The sequence below is a fragment of the Candidatus Binatus sp. genome, from assembly GCF_036567905.1.
Taxonomy (GTDB): Bacteria; Desulfobacterota; Binatia; order Binatales; family Binataceae; genus Binatus.
This window is the reverse complement of sequence record NZ_DATCTO010000093.1, coordinates 1-16,435: the sequence shown is the minus strand read 5'-3', so window position 1 is coordinate 16,435 and position 16,435 is coordinate 1. Positions and strand designations below refer to the sequence as shown.

The window sequence follows — 16,435 nt, the reverse complement described above, 5'->3', positions numbered from 1 at the left end:
GTGACGACGGCCGCGGTTACGGCCGTCGTCGCTTCTTTGCTTTCTTATGCGCGAGCTTTGCGCAGTTTGCGCGCCGAGTGCTTGGCCATCCGCACGCGCTCGGGACGGCGCTTGACGCGCGCCGGTTTGGCCGCGACTTTGGCGGGCTTTTGAATTGCGACCGCGGGCACGGCCGGGGGCGCGACGGCAGCAGCCGCAGGCTCCGTCGCAGCCTCGGCGGCAGGGCGCTCGGTCTCGAGGGCCAGCGCGGCGCGCCGGCGCGCGATCGCGTCCAGCCGTTTGTCCTTCCACTTGCGCAGACCCATCCGCATGTACTCGGGATTGATGTCGAGCATGTCGCAGACGTTGTCGAACGAAAAGACCCAGCGCTTGTCCTCGTGCGCGATCCATTCGTCAGCGTCGCGGAACAATCGCTGGCCTTTGCTGGTGGACGCATCGATGCATTTCATGAAGCATTCGATCGCGTCCTCGAGCACGCTCAGGATGAGCCGCTTTTCGCCCTCGAGCAGATGCTTCTTGCGCATCGCTTCGAAGTATTGAACGGGCAAAAGAGTGTCGGGCTCGAACAGCCCCGGCAATCTTTCGTCCAGTGTTTCCTTTTCCTGCATCTTCTCTCCGTTATCCGTCTTCAATGTCATGCGTGCATCCACCGCCCCACCCTCCTCGTAGTTATGACGCAGCCACGCCTACGCCTATTCAGAGTCGTCTTCGTTCTGTTCCTTGTATATTTCGTGCCATGCCATCTGGATGGCTTCCAACTTTGCCTCGGTAGAGCCCTCGCGACTGTCGTCGAATTCGTCGAGATCGATGACCCATTGACGCAGATCAGTGAAGCGCGCGGCGAGCGGGTCCAGTCCCGGATGATTCTCCGCAAGCACTTCGGCAATTTCCTCGGCCTGATCCCACTTGAACCCCATTTTCAATACGTCCCTCGCCCGGCTTTCGTTGCAAGTTAGCTTGCTAAGAAAGTTCCTCCACTGATTTCTTCTCGAGCGCCAGCTTGATAGCGACGTCCATGATCCGCTTCGCGAACGGAGTGGTAACTTCGTTCAGCTCCTCGACCAGCTTTGCGATTAGCTCGCGATCGGTTCCGCTTCGGGCCGCCTCCAGCCGCTCCACCACCTCGTCCATGCGCGCATGCTCGCCGATCTCAGCCAAGGCCCCGAATTCGCCGAGCTGCTTTCGAAGTGCGCCCAGGATTTGCTCGGCGTCGTTGCGGTACGAAATCAGCAGGCGCTCTTCGAGATCCTGCTCCCCGAGATCGATGGCCTCTTCGAGCATTCGCTCGATTTCATCGTCCGTCAGTCCATAGCTTGGCTTGACGTCGACCGAATGCTCGCGGCCCGTGCGCTCATCGCGCGCATTGACATTTAGTATCCCGTTTGCATCGATGAGGAAAGTGACCTCGATGCGCGGGACGCCCGCCGGCTGGGGCTGAATCGGCCCCAGCTTGAAGCGCGCTAAGCTACGGCAATCTTTAGCAAGCTCACGCTCTCCTTGCAAAACATGGATATCAACATGCGTTTGATTATCCACAGCCGTGGTGAAACCTTCGGCTACGCTGGTCGGGATGGTGGTATTACGATGTATCAGACGTTCCATCACGCCGCCCATCGTTTCGATACCTAGCGACAGGGCAACCACGTCGAGCAGGAGCATGTCGCCCTGCGTGCCCATTAGCACAGAAGCCTGAACCGCGGCCCCCAAAGCCACGACCTGGTCGGGATCAATCGAGCACAGGGGTTCCTTGTGGAACATCGCGGCAACGCGCTGGCGGACCAGCGGCATCCGCGTCAAGCCACCGACCAGAACGACGGCGTCGATGCCGGCGGGCGTGAGTTTGGCGTCGGCAACGGCCAACTCGCATCGCTTGAGCGCGCGCGCGAGGAAAGGCTCGGCCATGTGCTCGAGCGCGTCACGGGTCAAGTGCTTGCGAATCGAGTGGCCGGGGAGTTCGACGGCCACTGGCGTCTCGGCAACATCGGTGAGGCGTTTCTTGGCGTTCTCGGCGGCCATGCGAGCGCTGTTCCAGACGTGGCGATCGAGCTTGAGAGCGTCGGGAACTTCAGCGAGCAGCCAATCGACGATCGCTCGGTCGATGTCGTCGCCACCGAGATGGGTATCGCCGTTGGTTGCCAGCACCTCGAAGATCCCCTGCTTGACGCTGAGAATCGAGATGTCGAAGGTGCCGCCGCCGAAATCGAAGACGGCGACGTTGCCGGTTGCCCGCTGGTTCAAGCCGTAGGCGAGTGACGCGGCGGTCGGCTCGTTCACCAGGCGCACGACGTCGAGACCGGCCAGACGGCCGGCATCCTTGGTGGCCTGGCGCTGGCCGTCGTTGAAGTATGCGGGAACGGTGATGACGACGCGCTCGACTTTTTCATCTTTGCCGGCCGCGCGCAGAGCGCGTTCGGCGCCGTCCTTGAGGGCGCGCAGAATCTCGGCGGAAATTTGCGAGGGAGTGAAGACGCGCTTGCCGATTTGAAAGCGCACCACCGGGCCGCTTAGATCGGCAAACGTGTAGCGCGCGCGATCTTCGGGCGCGATCTCGTCGCCGCCCAATCCCATGTAGCGCTTGACGGATCGAATGACGGCGCCGTATTCGCCGCCGGCAAAACCGACCGCGCTCACGTGGCCGTCGCGTTCGACGGTCAGATGCGGCTCCATCTCGATGGCGCGTTCGCCGACGGTGATGGCGCTGTCGGGCGCAATCGCGACCACGCTCGGCAGCAGCGCATTGTGGCTCCCGCCCACCGCGATTACGCGCGGCGCGCCGTCTTCCATGGCGGCAATCAGGCTGTTGGTGGTGCCGAGGTCTATGCCAAAAATTCGGGACATCTTTACTTTATCAGGTTGCGTTGTCAGGCGGCCTTTGAGTTCTCGAGCGCGCGATCGACGTCGCGAATCAGAGTACGCAGGTAGGCGATGCTCGAAAGAATCGCCTTCAACTCCAATGTAAGCATGCTTTCATCCGGGCGCTGATCCCATTTCACGAAATTTCGCTCGAGTTCCGCCAGCCTGGCATCCATCGTGATTTGAAGCTGGCCGCGCCGCTGGGCGACCTGGGCTGCGAATCCGCGCGCCGCGTCCGAGTCAGCGGGCGCATCGTGCATCTCGGCGAGTTGCTCCTGCACCTCGAAGACCAGCTCGGCGAGATCGGAGGGAACGCGTTTGTTGTTCTCGGCGAGCTTTTCGCCGTTTAGTTCGAGCCAGTAAAGGCCGCGGGCGACCGGATCGCGCAGCGTGCGGTAGCTGCGGGTCAGCGTCGCGGTGGCGCGCAGACTCGCGTCGCGCACCCGGGCGGCGCTGGATGCGAACCTGTCGGGATGAATCTTGCGGCTCAACTCGTGGTAGCGGCGCTCGAGCGCGCCGGGATCGATCGTCAGCTTGCGGGGCATCCCCAGCGCGGCGAAACAATCGAGTGGCGCCGCAAGCGGCGACCCGCAATCAGCGCAAGTCAGCAGCGGCTCCTGCCGCCGTCCACATGAAGGGCATTCGATCATCTTGAGACAGCAGTCCCCACGTCCACTCGTTCATACGACGAACGATTCTCCACATCCGCAACTGCGCTTGGCGTTTGGATTGACGACCTTGAACCCCGACGACATCAGTTCTTCGCCGTAGTCGAGCTCGGAGCCGTTGAGATAGAGAAAACTTTTCTTGTCCACGATCAGACGCGCGCCGTCGCGCTCGAAAACCTTGTCGCGCTCTTTGGCGGCGTCGATTTCCATCCGGTATTGCAAGCCCGAGCATCCGCCGCCAACGACCTTCACCCGCAGGCCGGCGCCCTCGCCCTTGTCGGCGACGAGTTGCCTGATTTTCTGGGCGGCGCCCTCGGAAAGAGAAATCACCACGAAAGACTACGCCTCCTTCGACTGGAGCGCCGGCTCGTCGGAGGCGGCGTGGTCGCCCTTGCGCTTGCGCCAATCGGTGATCGCGGCCTTGATCGCGTCCTCGGCGAGCACGGAGCAGTGAATCTTGACCGGCGGCAGGTTGAGCTCCTTGACGATGACGGTGTTCTTAATCGTCATCGCCTCGTCGATATGCTTGCCCTTGACCAGTTCGGTGACGTAGCTCGAACTTGCGATCGCGCTGCCGCATCCGAAGGTCTTGAAGCGCGCATCCTCGATCACGCCGAGGTCGCTGATCTTCAACTGCAGCTTCATCACGTCGCCGCATTCCGGCGCGCCGACGACGCCGGTGCCGACGTTGGGCTCGTCCTTGGCGAAGCTGCCGACGTTGCGTGGATTGTTGTAGTGCTCGATAACCTTATCCGAATAAGCCATGATTTTTTCCCTGAAGCGCCGCGTCCATATGACGTTGGGTTATGACTTCCAATTGACCGACTTGAGATCGACCCCTTCTTTCGCCATCTCGTACAGCGGCGACATTTCGCGCAGCCGCTTCACTTCCTTGCTGACCCTGTCCGTCACGTAATCGACTTCTTCCAGCGTGTTGAAGCGGCCCAGCCCGAAACGAATCGAGCTGTGCGCCAGCTCGTCGTCGATGCCGAGCGCGCGGATCACGTACGACGGCTCCAGCGTCGCCGAGGTGCAGGCGGAGCCCGAGCTGACCGCGATATCGTTGATGCCCATCAGCAGCGACTCGCCTTCGACGTAGGCGAAGCTCACGTTCAGATTGCCGGGGAGACGCTCGGTCGGATGACCGTTGACGTAAATCTCGTCGAGGCGCTCGAACAATCCCGCCTGCAGCTGGCTGCGCAACTGAATCAGGCGCCGCGCTTCCTCGGGCATCTCCATCCCCGCGATTTCGCACGCCGCGCCCAGGCCGACGATTCCCGGCACATTGAGCGTCCCCGAGCGCATCCCGCGCTCATGGCCGCCGCCGTCCATCTGCGGACTCAGCCGCACGCGCGGTCCCTTCGAGCGAACGTAGATCGCGCCGATTCCCTTGGGCCCGTAAATCTTGTGCGCGGTTATCGACGCGAGATCGACGCCCGCCTTTTCGAAATCGACCGGCACCTTGCCAATCGCCTGGACCGCGTCGCAATGGAAGATGACGCCCTTTTCCTTGGCGATCCTGCCGATCTCCGCGATCGGATGAATCGTGCCGATCTCGTTGTTGGCCCACATGATCGTGATCAGCACGGTCTTGTCGGTGATCGCGCGGCGCACCGCGTCGGGATCGACCATCCCGTACTTGTCAACCGGCAGGTACGTGACCGTGGCCTTGCCCGCCCGCTCCAGCGCGCGGCAACTGTCGAGCACGGCCTTGTGCTCGGTGACGCAGCTGATGACGTGGCTGCCCTTGTCTTTGTAAAACTCGACGACGCCCTTGATCGCCAGGTTGTCGGATTCGGTGGCGCCGCTGGTGAAAATGATTTCCTTGCTCTTGGCGCCGATCAGCGCCGCGATCTGGTTGCGCGCGCGATCGACGGCCTCTTCCGCCTCCCAGCCGAAGCTATGGTTGCGGCTGGCGGCGTTGCCGAACTTCTCGGTGAAATACGGGAGCATCGCATCGATCACGCGAGAATCGACACGCGTGGTCGCGTGATTGTCCATGTAAACGGGCTTCTTCAGCATCTTCTCTCTCGGTCCCTTTCGATTCGTTCCGTCGGAAACGCTCCAATTCTTAATAGTGGACCTGCTAGGTATAGTATAGACATTCCCCAGAGATAGTCAAACGGAATCCCTCGCGAATCAGTTGCATGATGGAATACCGGACCCGATTAGTCTAGTAAGGCGATTGCGCCCGTTTGTCAATGACAATATGACGCTTACCGAGCGGTCAAAAACAGCAGCCGACCGAGTTATTTCGGACGCGGCTTCAGGTCCATCCGCCGTTCTTCACGCCAATCGCTGAAGCCCAGGCGATGCCACGCCGTCGCGCCAATCCAGTTGCGATGCAACACGCTCAGCGTCACGACCGTGATGCCCGCATCGCGGAACCATTCGCAGGCTGCTTCCAGCATCGGCTTCATTAGGCCTTTCCCCCGAAATTTATCCTCCATAAAAGCCTGGCTGATATAGCCGATCGATTGAGGAATGGCGCCATCGCTGTTGCGCTTGAGCCGAATCCACAGATGACCGACGAGGCGCGCGTCGGAGCTTGCGACCCAAACCGCGTGATGCTCGCGATTGAGCACCAGTTTCAGCCAGTTGGGCGCATCGCGAATTCCGTCCCAATCGAAACGCGCGCGCGGATCGAGTGCTTCCTCCCAAGCCGCCAGCGCGGCGACCAGCCGCGAAAGCTCCGGGATATCGGACTGGGTGGCGCGGCGAATCTGAACAGCCATCGCAGAGTTCCTCCGTGAGTCAGAAGGGCCCGCGATTCGTTTGGTCGAACGAAATCTCGAGCAACTGGCGCTCGGTGCGGATCGACTTCAACGCGGCCTCGCGCGTCTGCTCGAATTCGCGCTCGAGCCACGGCGCAATCCGCTCGATCAATTTTTCGGGAGAGTCCGAATCGGCATTGCCGATCACCCCGGTCGCGATGCGGCATCTGAGCGCGAACTTCTCGATTCCGTCCCCGCGCTCGAGGCCGAGCGTCACCACGACCGAGCCGGCGGCGCGCGCGATCGGCGCCGCGCTGGCAATCGCGTAGATGCCGCGGGCGGTTTTCAACGTTGTTGGCAAGGTGAACGCAGTCCAAATTGGCGCCGGCCGCGCAAGCGCCCGTCGAGATTCTTCGCTACGGCAACCTTCGCTCAGAATGACACAAGAGAAAGATCAGGCCGCGCGAGAGGAGGCCGTCCGAGTGCGGCCGGAACCGCCCTCCCAGAACAGCACCACCGGGCCCGCGATATAGATCGAGGAATAAGTGCCCGTGATGAAGCCAATCAGCAGCGTGAACGCCGACGGGCGCAGGATCGGCCCGCCGAACGCCAGCAGCGAGAGCAGCACGACGATGGCAGTGCCGGAAGTCAGGATGGTGCGCGAGAGCGTCTCGTTGATCGCGCGATTCATGATCGATGCGATCGGCTCGCGCCGGCGCTTGGCGGAATCCTCGCGGATGCGATCCGAGACGATGATGGTGTCGTGGACCGAGTAACCGATAACGGTCAGCACCGCGGCGAGCGTGGTCAAATCGAACTGGTACTGGGAGATCACCAGCGCGCACATCACCACCAGCACGTCGTGGACCAGCGCAATCACAGCGCCGGCGCCGAAACTCCAACTCACGTGGCGGAACTGGATCGCGATGTACACGCCCATGAACATGGTCGCGATGATAACCGCGAAGAAGCCCTTGCGCCGCAAATCGCTGCCGACTTTGGCGCCGACGCTTTCCACTCGCACCACCTTCGCGACGCCCGGGCCGTAGGCTTTGTCGAGCGCGGCCTCGAGCCTGGGCCCGATGCTGCCGATGTTCTTGATCGCCTGGAAGCGCGCGAGAAAAGACTGGCCGGCCTTGCCGAAGTCCTGGATGGTGACTTCGCCAAGATCCAGTGGCGCGAGCGCCGTGCGGATCATGTCGCCGTTGGTGCGGGCGCTGAATTCGATTTGGGCGACGCTGCCGCCGGCGAAATCGACGCCGTAGTTGAGCCCGCGGGTGAAGAGCAGCACGATCGCCGCGAGGTTAATCGCGGTCGAAAGCGCGATGAAGAAATAGCGCTTGCCGACGAAATCGAGATTGATGTCGGGACGGATAAGCTGTAATGACATCGGCCCTGTTTAGCTTTTCGTTGTCGCGCGCACAAGTACGCTCAGCTCGCGGCCGCGCGCTTGCGCGTCGATCGGGTTGGCCGGCGCGACGATCCGCCGCTTTCCTTGACCGCCGCGGCGGCTGCGGCGCTGTTGGCGGCAGCCTGGGCCTTCGCACATTTGCCGCACAGATTGTTCTGATTGGCGGGATCCTCGCTGAGACCGTCGTCGAGCGAGTGGCAGACTTTCAGGCACGAGGCGCAGATGAAGTAGATGCCCTCGATCGTCTTGTTGATTCGTTCGCGATTGAGAATTCTTCCGCGCAGCTTCTCGATCCGGATGCCGAGCAGCTCGGCGTACTGGCGCTTGATTTTTCGCCGGCCGGCTTCGTCCTTGGGAAGGTCGGCATCTTCGTCTGCCTCGTCGGCCATGTCGCCGAAAGAGGCGTACTTGTCGCGCTTGGAAGTCTTGCTCTTGCGCGCTCTGCCCATCGCGAATCCCCCCTGCCCGGCTAGCGCGTGCGTCCGACGAAGCCGCAGTTCTTCTCACAGACCAGGTAGAAGCCCTTGCGGCCGAAGCCGGCGAACTTGGTCACCTTGCTCTCGGCGCCGCACCCGGGACAGACGTGTTTTTGCTGGAGGCCGGCGTTTTTCTCAGCGGTCTTTGCCTTCTTCTCTGCCATGAGGTGAAATGCTCTCGAGTTGGATTAACGGCCCCGATTTGGACTTGCAAATCAGATCAACGTTTACGCAAAACGACCCGGCCATTGGACGCTGCCATCTGGCCGGGTGCATCCTCAAAGGTAAGGTCGCGAGGCGGTGTAGTCAATAGCCCGGCGCCGCGCGTGTTGCCCGCGCGCGCGATGCGTGCAAGCGTGAATCACCTTGGACTCACGCCTGAAAGAGAACGACGCCGTAATTTTTATCGATCGCAAGGGGCGCCGCTACCTCAAGATGCTGCGGGCGGGCAAGAAGCTGCTCATCCGCGGCGAGCTGCGCGCCGACGATTTGTTCGGCGTCGAGGAAGGATCGCGGGTCAAGTTCTCCACCGGCGAGGCATTCCTGGTGTTGCGGCCGACCTACGCCGACCTGATCCCGCATCTGCCGCGCGCGTCGCAGGTGATTTATCCCAAGGACACCGGGCCGCTGCTGATTTGGGGCGACGTGTTTCCGGGCGCGACGGTTATCGAAGGCGGCACCGGCGCCGGCGCGCTGACGATTGCGCTGCTCAGAGCGGTGGGGCCGGCGGGGCGGGTGATCTCCTACGAGCTGCGCGAGGATTTCGCCGACGCCGCGCGCAAGAACGTGGCCGCATTTTTCGGCGACGCGCCCAACTGGACGATCAAGGTGCGCGACCTCTACGCCGGCTTCGATGAAACCGGCGCCGATCGGATGTTCCTCGATCTCGCCGAGCCGGGGCGTGCGCTCGCGGTCGCGGCCGCCGCACTTAGGCCCGGCGCCGTGCTGGTCTGCTACGTGCCGACCGCGGTGCAGCTCAAAGACACGGTCGAGGCGATTCAGGGGCGGATCGATTTCGGCGAGATCGAAAGCTTCGAGACGCTGCTGCGCCATTGGCAGGTAAAAGGGATGAGCGTGCGGCCGCACTTCAGGATGATCGCGCACTCCGCGTTTATCATCGTCTCGCGCAAGCTGGCCGCCGACGCGTCCAATCCGCAAAAGCATCCGCCAGAGCCGTTCGTCGCCGCCGACTCGGGGGAAAGCGAACCCGACGGCGTCTCGGCACCGCCGCGGGATGCAGACGAGCCGCTCGACTGACTTTCGCTTCAGCGCAGTAATGTTGCGGTGTGGAGCGCCCGCGCCGTGGACATCGCGCCGGTCGCGCTGAAGCTGCCGCCCGCCGCGGGGTTGAACAATTCCGCGCTGCTGAGCGCCGCGCCGTGAGCAGCCGGATCGGCGGCCCCTATTCCACCGGCGATCAGCACCCGATGCGGAGTCGGCCCGGTCGCGAGCAAGGTTGCGGTATGCGCCGCGCGCGCAACGCTCATCGATTGATTGCAGCGGGTCGTTTCGGGGTTAAATCCGCCGACGCAAGTGAAATCTCCGGTGTTCGGGTCGAACGTCTCAGCCGAATTGCTGATCAATCCCGACGCTCCCGACAGCACGCCGCCCGAAATCGCGACCGAGCCGCTGAATCCGCCCGCGAGCAGCACGCTCCCATCGTCGAGCAGCGTGGCAGTATGGAGCGAGCGCGGCTCGTTCATGAAGCTCGAGAGCAGAATGAATTGCTGCGAGGCGGGATCGTAAATCTCCGCGCTGCTGTCCTTGAAAAAAAAGCTCGAGCCGCCGACTCCGCCCGTTATCAGGACCCTGCCGGCCAGCGGGCCGCTGGTAAACAGCGTCGCGGTATGCGCCGCGCGCTGATGGTCCATCGGGAAGGTCGCCGGGGTAAACGAGTTAGACGCGGGATCGTAAATGTCGGCGGAGCTGGTCGTGTCGCCGGAAAGATTGGTCGCTCCGCCCGCCACCAGCACTTTGCCGGTGCGCAACAGCGTCGCAGTGTGAAACATCCGCCGATCGCTCATCGTGTTGTTGACCGCGATGAACTTGCGCGCGGCGGGATCGTACAGCTCCGCGCCATCGAGCACGTTGCCTGAATTGTCCTGGCCCCCGACCACCAGGATTTTGCCATTGGTCAAGGTCGTCGCGGTAAAGCCCATCCGCGGCGTCGCCATTTTGCCGGCCCGCGAGAACGCGCCGGTCGCCTCGTCGAAAATCTCCGCGCCGCTCAGCACGTTGCCCTCGAGCGTGAGCGAAAAATTCTTAATCGCGGCGCTCCCGCTGAAGCCGCCGTCGAGCATCACCTGGGTCGCCGATAGCGCCGCCGCCGATGCGCCCGCGCGGCTCGACGCCGCGCTGCCGGTCGCGACGAACCGTCCTGCCGACGGATCGAAGAACTCCGCCGTCGCGAGACTTCGATTCGACCCGTCCGCGCCGCCCGCGATCAGCACGTCGCCCGCCGCGGGAATCGCCGCCTTGAGGTTGTGAATTGCGGCCCGCGGGCCGCGCGAGGCCGCGCCGCCCGCGCCGGAATCATCCGCCACGGCTCCGTCGTGGGACGGCGATTCTATTGTTTCGCCGTTGATGCATCCGCTGGCCGCGACCAGGCCGACCAGTCCAACAAGACTCAGCGCTGCGAGCGCACTTCGCGCCCATCGGGGGCTGGTATGCAGATGCTTTTGCAAACGCACTCGGCTCTGAGAACTCCCGCATTCACCAACTAAAGTCGCCGCATTCACGGGCATCGGATGGGCATAAATGCGCGCTGATTAGACGAATCTCGGCCGAAGAAGTTTCAGATCAAGAGTCACCCCTCCTTTTGTCATCTTGAGCGTTAGCGAAGGAACCGGATCCTTGCCGCGCGCCCACGCACCTCTCTGTATCGGAGAGCTTTGCGTAACTAACGCCGGACGCCAGGGCGCCCGTCAAGATTCTTCCGGGAGTATGTACTTGACGCAATCCCGCGATAAATCGCCTATGATGCGGCGATGCCCTACTGCCGTGAGATGTTGGATCGCGCTTGGCGCGATAGTCGCAGCTTTATGAGCGGGACGAATCTGTGGATGCGCTTGGTGCCCGCGATTGCCGCTCCGGCAATTCTGCGGCTTCAGTTTCACGTGAGCGAAATTACCTGTGGGTCAATTCTTCACGCGGGAATAGCAGTGGCCGAATGTTATGGCATAGCTTTTGTCGTCGTCTTTGCGTGGAACGGCGCGGCTGCTTTCCCGGCGATGTTGCAGGAGCGGGACACACAGATAGCTGAATTGAGGGCCGCGCTTGAGGATGCTTTATCGCCAAAGAGAAACTTACGGGCCTCTCCATATCAGCAATCCGTCGCGCTGATGAGCCTGATCCAGCAGATGGGGCAATTGGAGATGTGGCTTTCCGATATTTTTGCGCGAGGTGCAGGGGCATTTTCGGAAATTCCCGGCGCGGGACTTGTGGATTATCCAGCCGCATTAAAACTGCTCGCGGCTCGCAACTTTATCGGTCTATTGGAAAGTAAACGTCGATCTTACAAAGATTTTTACGGCGAAACATTCATGGACGATGTGAAATTTAGGCGATTATGATACTTGACTCAAATATCATATTGTGCTAGATTTAGATCATGGCAAAAGGACAAGGCAAAGTTGCTTCGGCAAAGTCGGGAATCGTGGCGCGGCTTCCACGCGCGTGTCAGGACGAGCAGGCAGCGGTGGAGTTTTTCGAGTCCGAACGCTGGGGAGTGACCGGCCCGTGCTGCCCGCATTGCGGCGATGTCAATGTCTATCAGATGAAGGACCGTAAAACGGGCGAGCGCAACAAGCGATTCCTGTGGCGTTGCAAAGGCTGCAATAGGCAGTTCACCGTGCGCGTGAACAGTGTCTATGAAGACTCGCCGATCCCGATGCGCCATTGGGCATACGCATTCTGGGCTGCGTCCGCGAGCAAGAAGGGAGTCTCCGCGAAACAGATTCAGCGCATGACGGGGCTGAGCTACAAATCGGCGCTGTTCATGATGCATCGCGTCCGTTTCGCAATGGCTGATAATCGTACCGTGAAACCGAAACTCTCTGGCATCGTGGAAGCGGACGAAACTTACGTCGGCGGAAAACCGCGCGTAAAGGGAATCACCAAAGGCCCGCAACCGGGCTGGCTTGAAAAACGGAAGACTCCGGTTGTGTCCGTAGTTGAACGCGGCGGAGACACCCGCTCGTTCGTAGTTGATCGCGTAACCAGCGCGACTCTTGCGCGCGTACTGCTTGAGAATGTCGATACAGCGTCGTACTTGATGACTGATAGCCACCCGTCCTACCGGAATCTCGGCAAACCATTTCGCCGCCACGGGACGACCGATCATCATCTTGGCGAATATGCACGTCCGGGCGGGATTCATAGCAACACGGTTGAAGGCGTCTTTTCACTTTTGAAGCGTGGCATGTACGGCACGTTTCATTCGGTCAGCCGCAAGCATCTGCACAGGTATCTCGCGGAGTTCGATTTTCGCTACAACGCGCGCAAGATCGAGGATGGCGAGCGCACAGCGCTGGCGATCCGCAACGCCAGTGGAAAACGTCTAACCTATGCACAGCAAATTGGGCGCGTTGCGTCATGAGAGGCGATTTGATCTATTTGCGATTGGTGCGGGAGACGGGATTCGAACCCGCAAGGTGTGTGGTACCCAACGCGCCCAAGGCGTTCGCGTCTTCCTGTTCCGCCACTCCCGCACTGCTTGTGACGGGCCGTGATCGGCCACGAGCGCCGATCACGGCTTCGTCTTACTTCGATTCAATGTTGGCTGGTGGTGGTCGAGCGAGAACGCTTTGCCAGCGCCACGCGGTAACTTTGGCTGCCATCGGACCTTACCTCCGTTGGTGGTCGGGGTCAGGGCGTGTCGAGCGCTCTGGCCCCAAATGTTTCTGAGATCAGTTTGTGTGCGAACCAATTTGAGAGTCCAATCCCATGAAGAAAAAAAAGAAACAAAAGGGTACCCCCGGTCCGAAACCTGAAACGCTCAAGATCGAAGGCAGTTGGAAGAACGCTGTAAAGAAGTCCTTTCAGAAGCAGAAGCCCGCGAGTGGCTGGCCGCAGCCCAACCGGAAGCGAAAGAGCGAGAAATGAAAGTCCGCTTCGATTTGGTCAATGAATCGGCTGTGAGTTTCGCGCGCGATCACGGGGGCGAATTGACGCGCAAATGGCTGCTGCCGGGGCTTGCAGACTCCGCGCTCAACCAGTTACGCGCGCTGGTGGTTCAGGCAATCCAGGAAGGTTGGTCCGTCCGTCAGCTTGGTGCGAAAATAGAAACCGCTTGGGGTATCGCTCGCATGTTGGCCGACACTGCGGCCACGACTGAAATCGCATCAGCGCAGGAAAACGGCACGTTGATTGGATGGCGGCAGAGTCAGGTCGTGCGCGCGAAGTGCTGGTCACCGGGAAGTGAACGCAAGGCCCCCGATGCCTGCGATCAGAACGCCGCTGCGGGAGAAATTCCTATAGATCAGCCCTTCCCGAGTGGTGTGCTCACGCCGCCCGCACATACGGGCTGTTCGTGCTGCCTGAGCGCGGTCATTAAATGAAGCCCAGGACCGACATTGCGTCAAGTACACACTCCCGGATTCTTCGCTACAGCAGCCTTCGCTCAGAATGACACGAGGGCCTCTTGGTTTTTTGTGTCATCCTGAGCGCAGCGAAGGATCTCGCGCGCCAGCGCGTATCGCTTCAGCACCAACATCCGGTTATGCAAAGCTCTCCTGACGGGCTCAGAACGACCCGATCAGACGGTCGCGCGAACTAGTGACGGAAAATCCCGCTGAAGAACTTTCCGACCGCGCCAAAGACGTTCGATGAAGATGGACTCGCCGCCGCGACCGGCGCGGGTGGTGCGAATCCCGGCGCCGGTGGCGTCGTCGCCGACACTGGCGCAGGCGCGCTCGCAAACATTCCGCCGTGGAGACGGCACATCTGCGTCGGCTCGGTGCCGATCAGAAACGGCAGCGAGACTTGGCGGGGGCACGCCGAGGTCGCAAGACCGCCGGATTCGGGATCGATCGTGGCCATCGTAATTCCGGACGGCTCGGGAAAATCTTCCGGATCCGCCGGCGCCGCATCCTGCATGAACTGAACCCACGCCGGCAGCGCCGCCTGCGCTCCCGTCAATCCCAGGCTCTCGGGTTCGTCGAAGCCGACCCAAACGCCGCAAACTATCGCCGGCGTATAACCGATGAAGTACGCGTCCTTGTAATCCTGGGTCGTGCCGGTCTTGCCCGCCGCCGGAAAATCCAGCCCCATCCGGCCCGCGCTCGCGCCGGTTCCGTAGCGCAGGACGGCTTTGAGAGCGCCCGTGATCAAATATGCCACGGCGGGACGAATCACGCGATTCTGCTCGTCCGCGTGCTGATAGATCAGATGGCCCTTCGCATCGACCACCGCCTCGACCGCGTACGGCGGCGACTGCAGACCCTCGCTCGCAAAAACCTGGTACGCGGAGGTGAGTTCGAGCAGCGTGGTCTCGTCAGCGCCGATCGAAATCGGCAGCACCGCGGGAAGATCCTCGTGGATGCCCACTTCGTGCGCCGTGCGGACTATGGTCGCGGCGCCGAGCCGGCTGCCGACGTACGCAGTCGGCACGTTGAGCGATTCGAACAACGCCTGCGCCACAGTCACTTGCGGCTGATAGGTGCGCTCGTAGTTCGCCGGCGTCCATCCGTTGAACGTCATCGGCTCGTCGGGGATCGTGGACGCCAGCGTGAGCGGCGGCGAGAACGGGGCGCGGTCGGGATCGAGCGCGGCCAGATAGACAATCGGCTTGAATGCCGACCCGGGCTGACGCTCGGCGTTGGCGGCGCGATTAAACTGGCTCTCAGAGTAGTCGCGCCCGCCAACCATCGCGCGAATCGCGCCGCTGTCGGCGTCCAGCGCGACCATCGCGGTCTGCAGCTTGCCGTCGATCTTCGTGCGGCGGAGCCGGCGATGGTTCTTTTCGAGCTGAGCGATATTTTCCGCGACCGCATCGACGGCGTCGCTCTGCAGTTCGGTGTCGAGCGTCGTGTAAACCTTGAGTCCCTCGAGATGGCCGTTGAAGCCGGGAATCCTGGCTACGAACGCGGTCACATAGTCGGTAAAGTACGGCGCGCGCCGCAGTCCCGGCGGCTTGGTGATTTGAATCGGCGCGGCGACCGCGGCTGCGTACGCGGCGTCGTCGATCGCGCCGGCCCGCTTCATCACTGCGAGCACCGCGTCGCGCCGCTTGCGGCATGCGTCGGGATGACGGCGCGGATCGTACAGCGTCGGCGCCTGGATCATTCCGATCAGCGTCGCGGCCTGGGCGGGCGTCACCTCGGCCAGGTCCTTGGCGAAGAAATATCGCGCCGCCTGCGGTAATCCGTCGATCGGCGTGCCCTCGTACTCGCCCATCGGCACGTCGTTGATATAGCGCTCGAGGATCTCATGCTTGCTGAGGCGGATTTCGAGCACCGCGGCGACGGCAAGCTCGCGCAACTTGCGGCTGAAGCTGCGCTCGTGCCGTTCCATGAAGGTCCGCGCCAGTTGCTGCGTGAGCGTGCTGGCGCCCTGGACCAGGCGACGGGCGCGCAGGTCGGCAACGGTGGCCTCGACGATACGGATCGGATCGATTCCCGGATGGTAGTAGAAAAAGCGGTCTTCGTTGGCGAGCAGTCCCTTGACCAGGTACGGCTTCAGCTGATCGAGTTGGACCTCGACCCGTTCGGCGGGCGCGCCGGGCAGCAGCCGGCCGATCACTTCAGGCTCGAGCATCGCGTCGGACTTGGCCACGCCGAACGAGTCGGCAACGACTGCGATACGCCCGCCGTCGAGGCCCACGCGCACCATTTCGGCGGGATACTCCTTGGCGCCGGCGTGAAACGATCGCAGGTAAATCGCGATCGCCTGCGGCGCGCGGGTATACTCCCCCGGAGCATTGGCCGCCACCACCTGCGTGTAGCTCAACTGCGCCAGCCGATCCAGCAGTCCGACCCGGTCCAGCTCGTCGCCGGGGCGGATCGGAAAGGGCGCGGAGAAGATCGCGGAGCTGAGCGCGGCGCGACGATTCTCGATCAGCGCGGAGATCTCGCCGTAGAGTTGTGCGAGGTAGAAGCCCAGCGCGAAGAAGATCAGGATGAATCCGCCGGCGGCGAGATTTCGCACGCGCCATCCGCGGATTCGCCACTCACGGCGTTTCCTTTTGCCCGGATTCGCTTTCGCTTTCGCTTGCTCCCGCCGTCCACCGCCCATCGCTGTTACTACCCTCAGCTACAAGGTTAGCCGCGTCCCGCCGCCTGATCCATCGCGCCGATTAACCGGCGCCCGCAACGT

At 62.0% G+C, this 16,435-nt stretch carries 18 protein-coding genes and 1 tRNA gene; 4 read left to right on the top strand and 15 right to left on the bottom strand.

The window, feature by feature from the left end; genetic code table 11:
• Nucleotides 1–44: 44 nt before the first annotated feature.
• The 12 genes from VIO10_RS14395 to VIO10_RS14340 all read right to left on the bottom strand — a co-directional run bounded on the left by VIO10_RS14395 (nucleotide 45) and on the right by VIO10_RS14340 (nucleotide 8,286).
• Nucleotides 45–638: a hypothetical protein gene (locus VIO10_RS14395; protein WP_331965637.1), complete on the bottom strand. Its 594-nt coding sequence runs from the start codon at nucleotides 636–638 to the stop codon at nucleotides 45–47.
• A gap of 54 nt (nucleotides 639–692) precedes the next feature.
• Nucleotides 693–917: a Fe-S cluster assembly protein IscX gene (gene iscX, locus VIO10_RS14390; RefSeq protein WP_331965640.1), complete on the bottom strand. Its 225-nt coding sequence runs from the start codon at nucleotides 915–917 to the stop codon at nucleotides 693–695.
• A gap of 43 nt (nucleotides 918–960) precedes the next feature.
• Nucleotides 961–2,838, bottom strand: coding sequence for a Fe-S protein assembly chaperone HscA (gene hscA / locus VIO10_RS14385; protein ID WP_331965634.1), 1,878 nt, complete (start codon nucleotides 2,836–2,838; stop codon nucleotides 961–963).
• A 23-nt stretch (nucleotides 2,839–2,861) separates the two neighbouring features.
• Nucleotides 2,862–3,398: a Fe-S protein assembly co-chaperone HscB gene (hscB, locus tag VIO10_RS14380; RefSeq protein WP_331965631.1), complete on the bottom strand. Its 537-nt coding sequence runs from the start codon at nucleotides 3,396–3,398 to the stop codon at nucleotides 2,862–2,864.
• Between the two features lie 135 nt (nucleotides 3,399–3,533).
• Nucleotides 3,534–3,854, bottom strand: coding sequence for a HesB/IscA family protein (locus tag VIO10_RS14375; RefSeq protein ID WP_414645331.1), 321 nt, complete (start codon nucleotides 3,852–3,854; stop codon nucleotides 3,534–3,536).
• 6 nt (nucleotides 3,855–3,860) lie between these two features.
• Complete coding sequence (gene iscU / locus VIO10_RS14370; protein ID WP_331965625.1) at nucleotides 3,861–4,286, bottom strand: Fe-S cluster assembly scaffold IscU; 426 nt, start codon at nucleotides 4,284–4,286, stop codon at nucleotides 3,861–3,863.
• A gap of 39 nt (nucleotides 4,287–4,325) precedes the next feature.
• On the bottom strand, nucleotides 4,326–5,543 hold the full coding sequence (locus tag VIO10_RS14365) for an IscS subfamily cysteine desulfurase (RefSeq protein ID WP_331965622.1): 1,218 nt from the start codon (nucleotides 5,541–5,543) through the stop codon (nucleotides 4,326–4,328).
• A gap of 227 nt (nucleotides 5,544–5,770) precedes the next feature.
• A complete protein-coding gene (locus tag VIO10_RS14360; RefSeq protein ID WP_331965619.1) occupies nucleotides 5,771–6,256 on the bottom strand; it encodes a GNAT family N-acetyltransferase in 486 nt (161 codons plus the stop codon).
• Nucleotides 6,257–6,275: 19 nt separating this feature from the next.
• Entirely contained in the window at nucleotides 6,276–6,596 is a 321-nt protein-coding gene (locus tag VIO10_RS14355; RefSeq protein ID WP_331965616.1) for a hypothetical protein, read from the bottom strand.
• 93 nt (nucleotides 6,597–6,689) lie between these two features.
• Complete coding sequence (gene secF / locus VIO10_RS14350) at nucleotides 6,690–7,625, bottom strand: protein translocase subunit SecF (RefSeq protein WP_331965613.1); 936 nt, start codon at nucleotides 7,623–7,625, stop codon at nucleotides 6,690–6,692.
• A 41-nt stretch (nucleotides 7,626–7,666) separates the two neighbouring features.
• On the bottom strand, nucleotides 7,667–8,095 hold the full coding sequence (locus VIO10_RS14345) for a hypothetical protein (RefSeq protein WP_331965610.1): 429 nt from the start codon (nucleotides 8,093–8,095) through the stop codon (nucleotides 7,667–7,669).
• Nucleotides 8,096–8,115: 20 nt separating this feature from the next.
• Complete coding sequence (locus VIO10_RS14340; protein WP_331965607.1) at nucleotides 8,116–8,286, bottom strand: hypothetical protein; 171 nt, start codon at nucleotides 8,284–8,286, stop codon at nucleotides 8,116–8,118.
• Nucleotides 8,287–8,488: 202 nt separating this feature from the next.
• Between VIO10_RS14340 and VIO10_RS14335 the strand changes: the two genes are divergently transcribed.
• Nucleotides 8,489–9,379, top strand: a complete 891-nt coding sequence (locus tag VIO10_RS14335; RefSeq protein WP_331965604.1) for a tRNA (adenine-N1)-methyltransferase — start codon at nucleotides 8,489–8,491, stop codon at nucleotides 9,377–9,379.
• 8 nt (nucleotides 9,380–9,387) lie between these two features.
• Here the strand turns inward: VIO10_RS14335 and VIO10_RS14330 are convergent, their stop codons facing one another.
• On the bottom strand, nucleotides 9,388–10,812 hold the full coding sequence (locus VIO10_RS14330) for a Kelch repeat-containing protein (protein ID WP_331965602.1): 1,425 nt from the start codon (nucleotides 10,810–10,812) through the stop codon (nucleotides 9,388–9,390).
• 381 nt (nucleotides 10,813–11,193) lie between these two features.
• On the opposite strand from VIO10_RS14330, the gene VIO10_RS14325 reads away from it, so the two are divergent.
• A complete protein-coding gene (locus VIO10_RS14325) occupies nucleotides 11,194–11,694 on the top strand; it encodes a hypothetical protein (RefSeq protein WP_331965599.1) in 501 nt (166 codons plus the stop codon).
• A 38-nt stretch (nucleotides 11,695–11,732) separates the two neighbouring features.
• A complete protein-coding gene (locus VIO10_RS14320) occupies nucleotides 11,733–12,719 on the top strand; it encodes an IS1595 family transposase (protein WP_331965596.1) in 987 nt (328 codons plus the stop codon).
• A gap of 24 nt (nucleotides 12,720–12,743) precedes the next feature.
• On the opposite strand, the gene VIO10_RS14315 is transcribed toward VIO10_RS14320, so the two are convergent.
• Nucleotides 12,744–12,831: transfer RNA gene (locus VIO10_RS14315), tRNA-Pro, on the bottom strand.
• A gap of 303 nt (nucleotides 12,832–13,134) precedes the next feature.
• Between VIO10_RS14315 and VIO10_RS14310 the strand changes: the two genes are divergently transcribed.
• Nucleotides 13,135–13,680 (top strand): hypothetical protein, encoded by a 546-nt coding sequence (locus VIO10_RS14310; RefSeq protein WP_331965593.1) that lies wholly within the window; start codon nucleotides 13,135–13,137, stop codon nucleotides 13,678–13,680.
• 214 nt (nucleotides 13,681–13,894) lie between these two features.
• Here VIO10_RS14310 and VIO10_RS14305 read toward each other — a convergent pair whose 3' ends face one another.
• Complete coding sequence (locus VIO10_RS14305; protein ID WP_331965590.1) at nucleotides 13,895–16,267, bottom strand: PBP1A family penicillin-binding protein; 2,373 nt, start codon at nucleotides 16,265–16,267, stop codon at nucleotides 13,895–13,897.
• Nucleotides 16,268–16,435 lie beyond the last annotated feature (168 nt).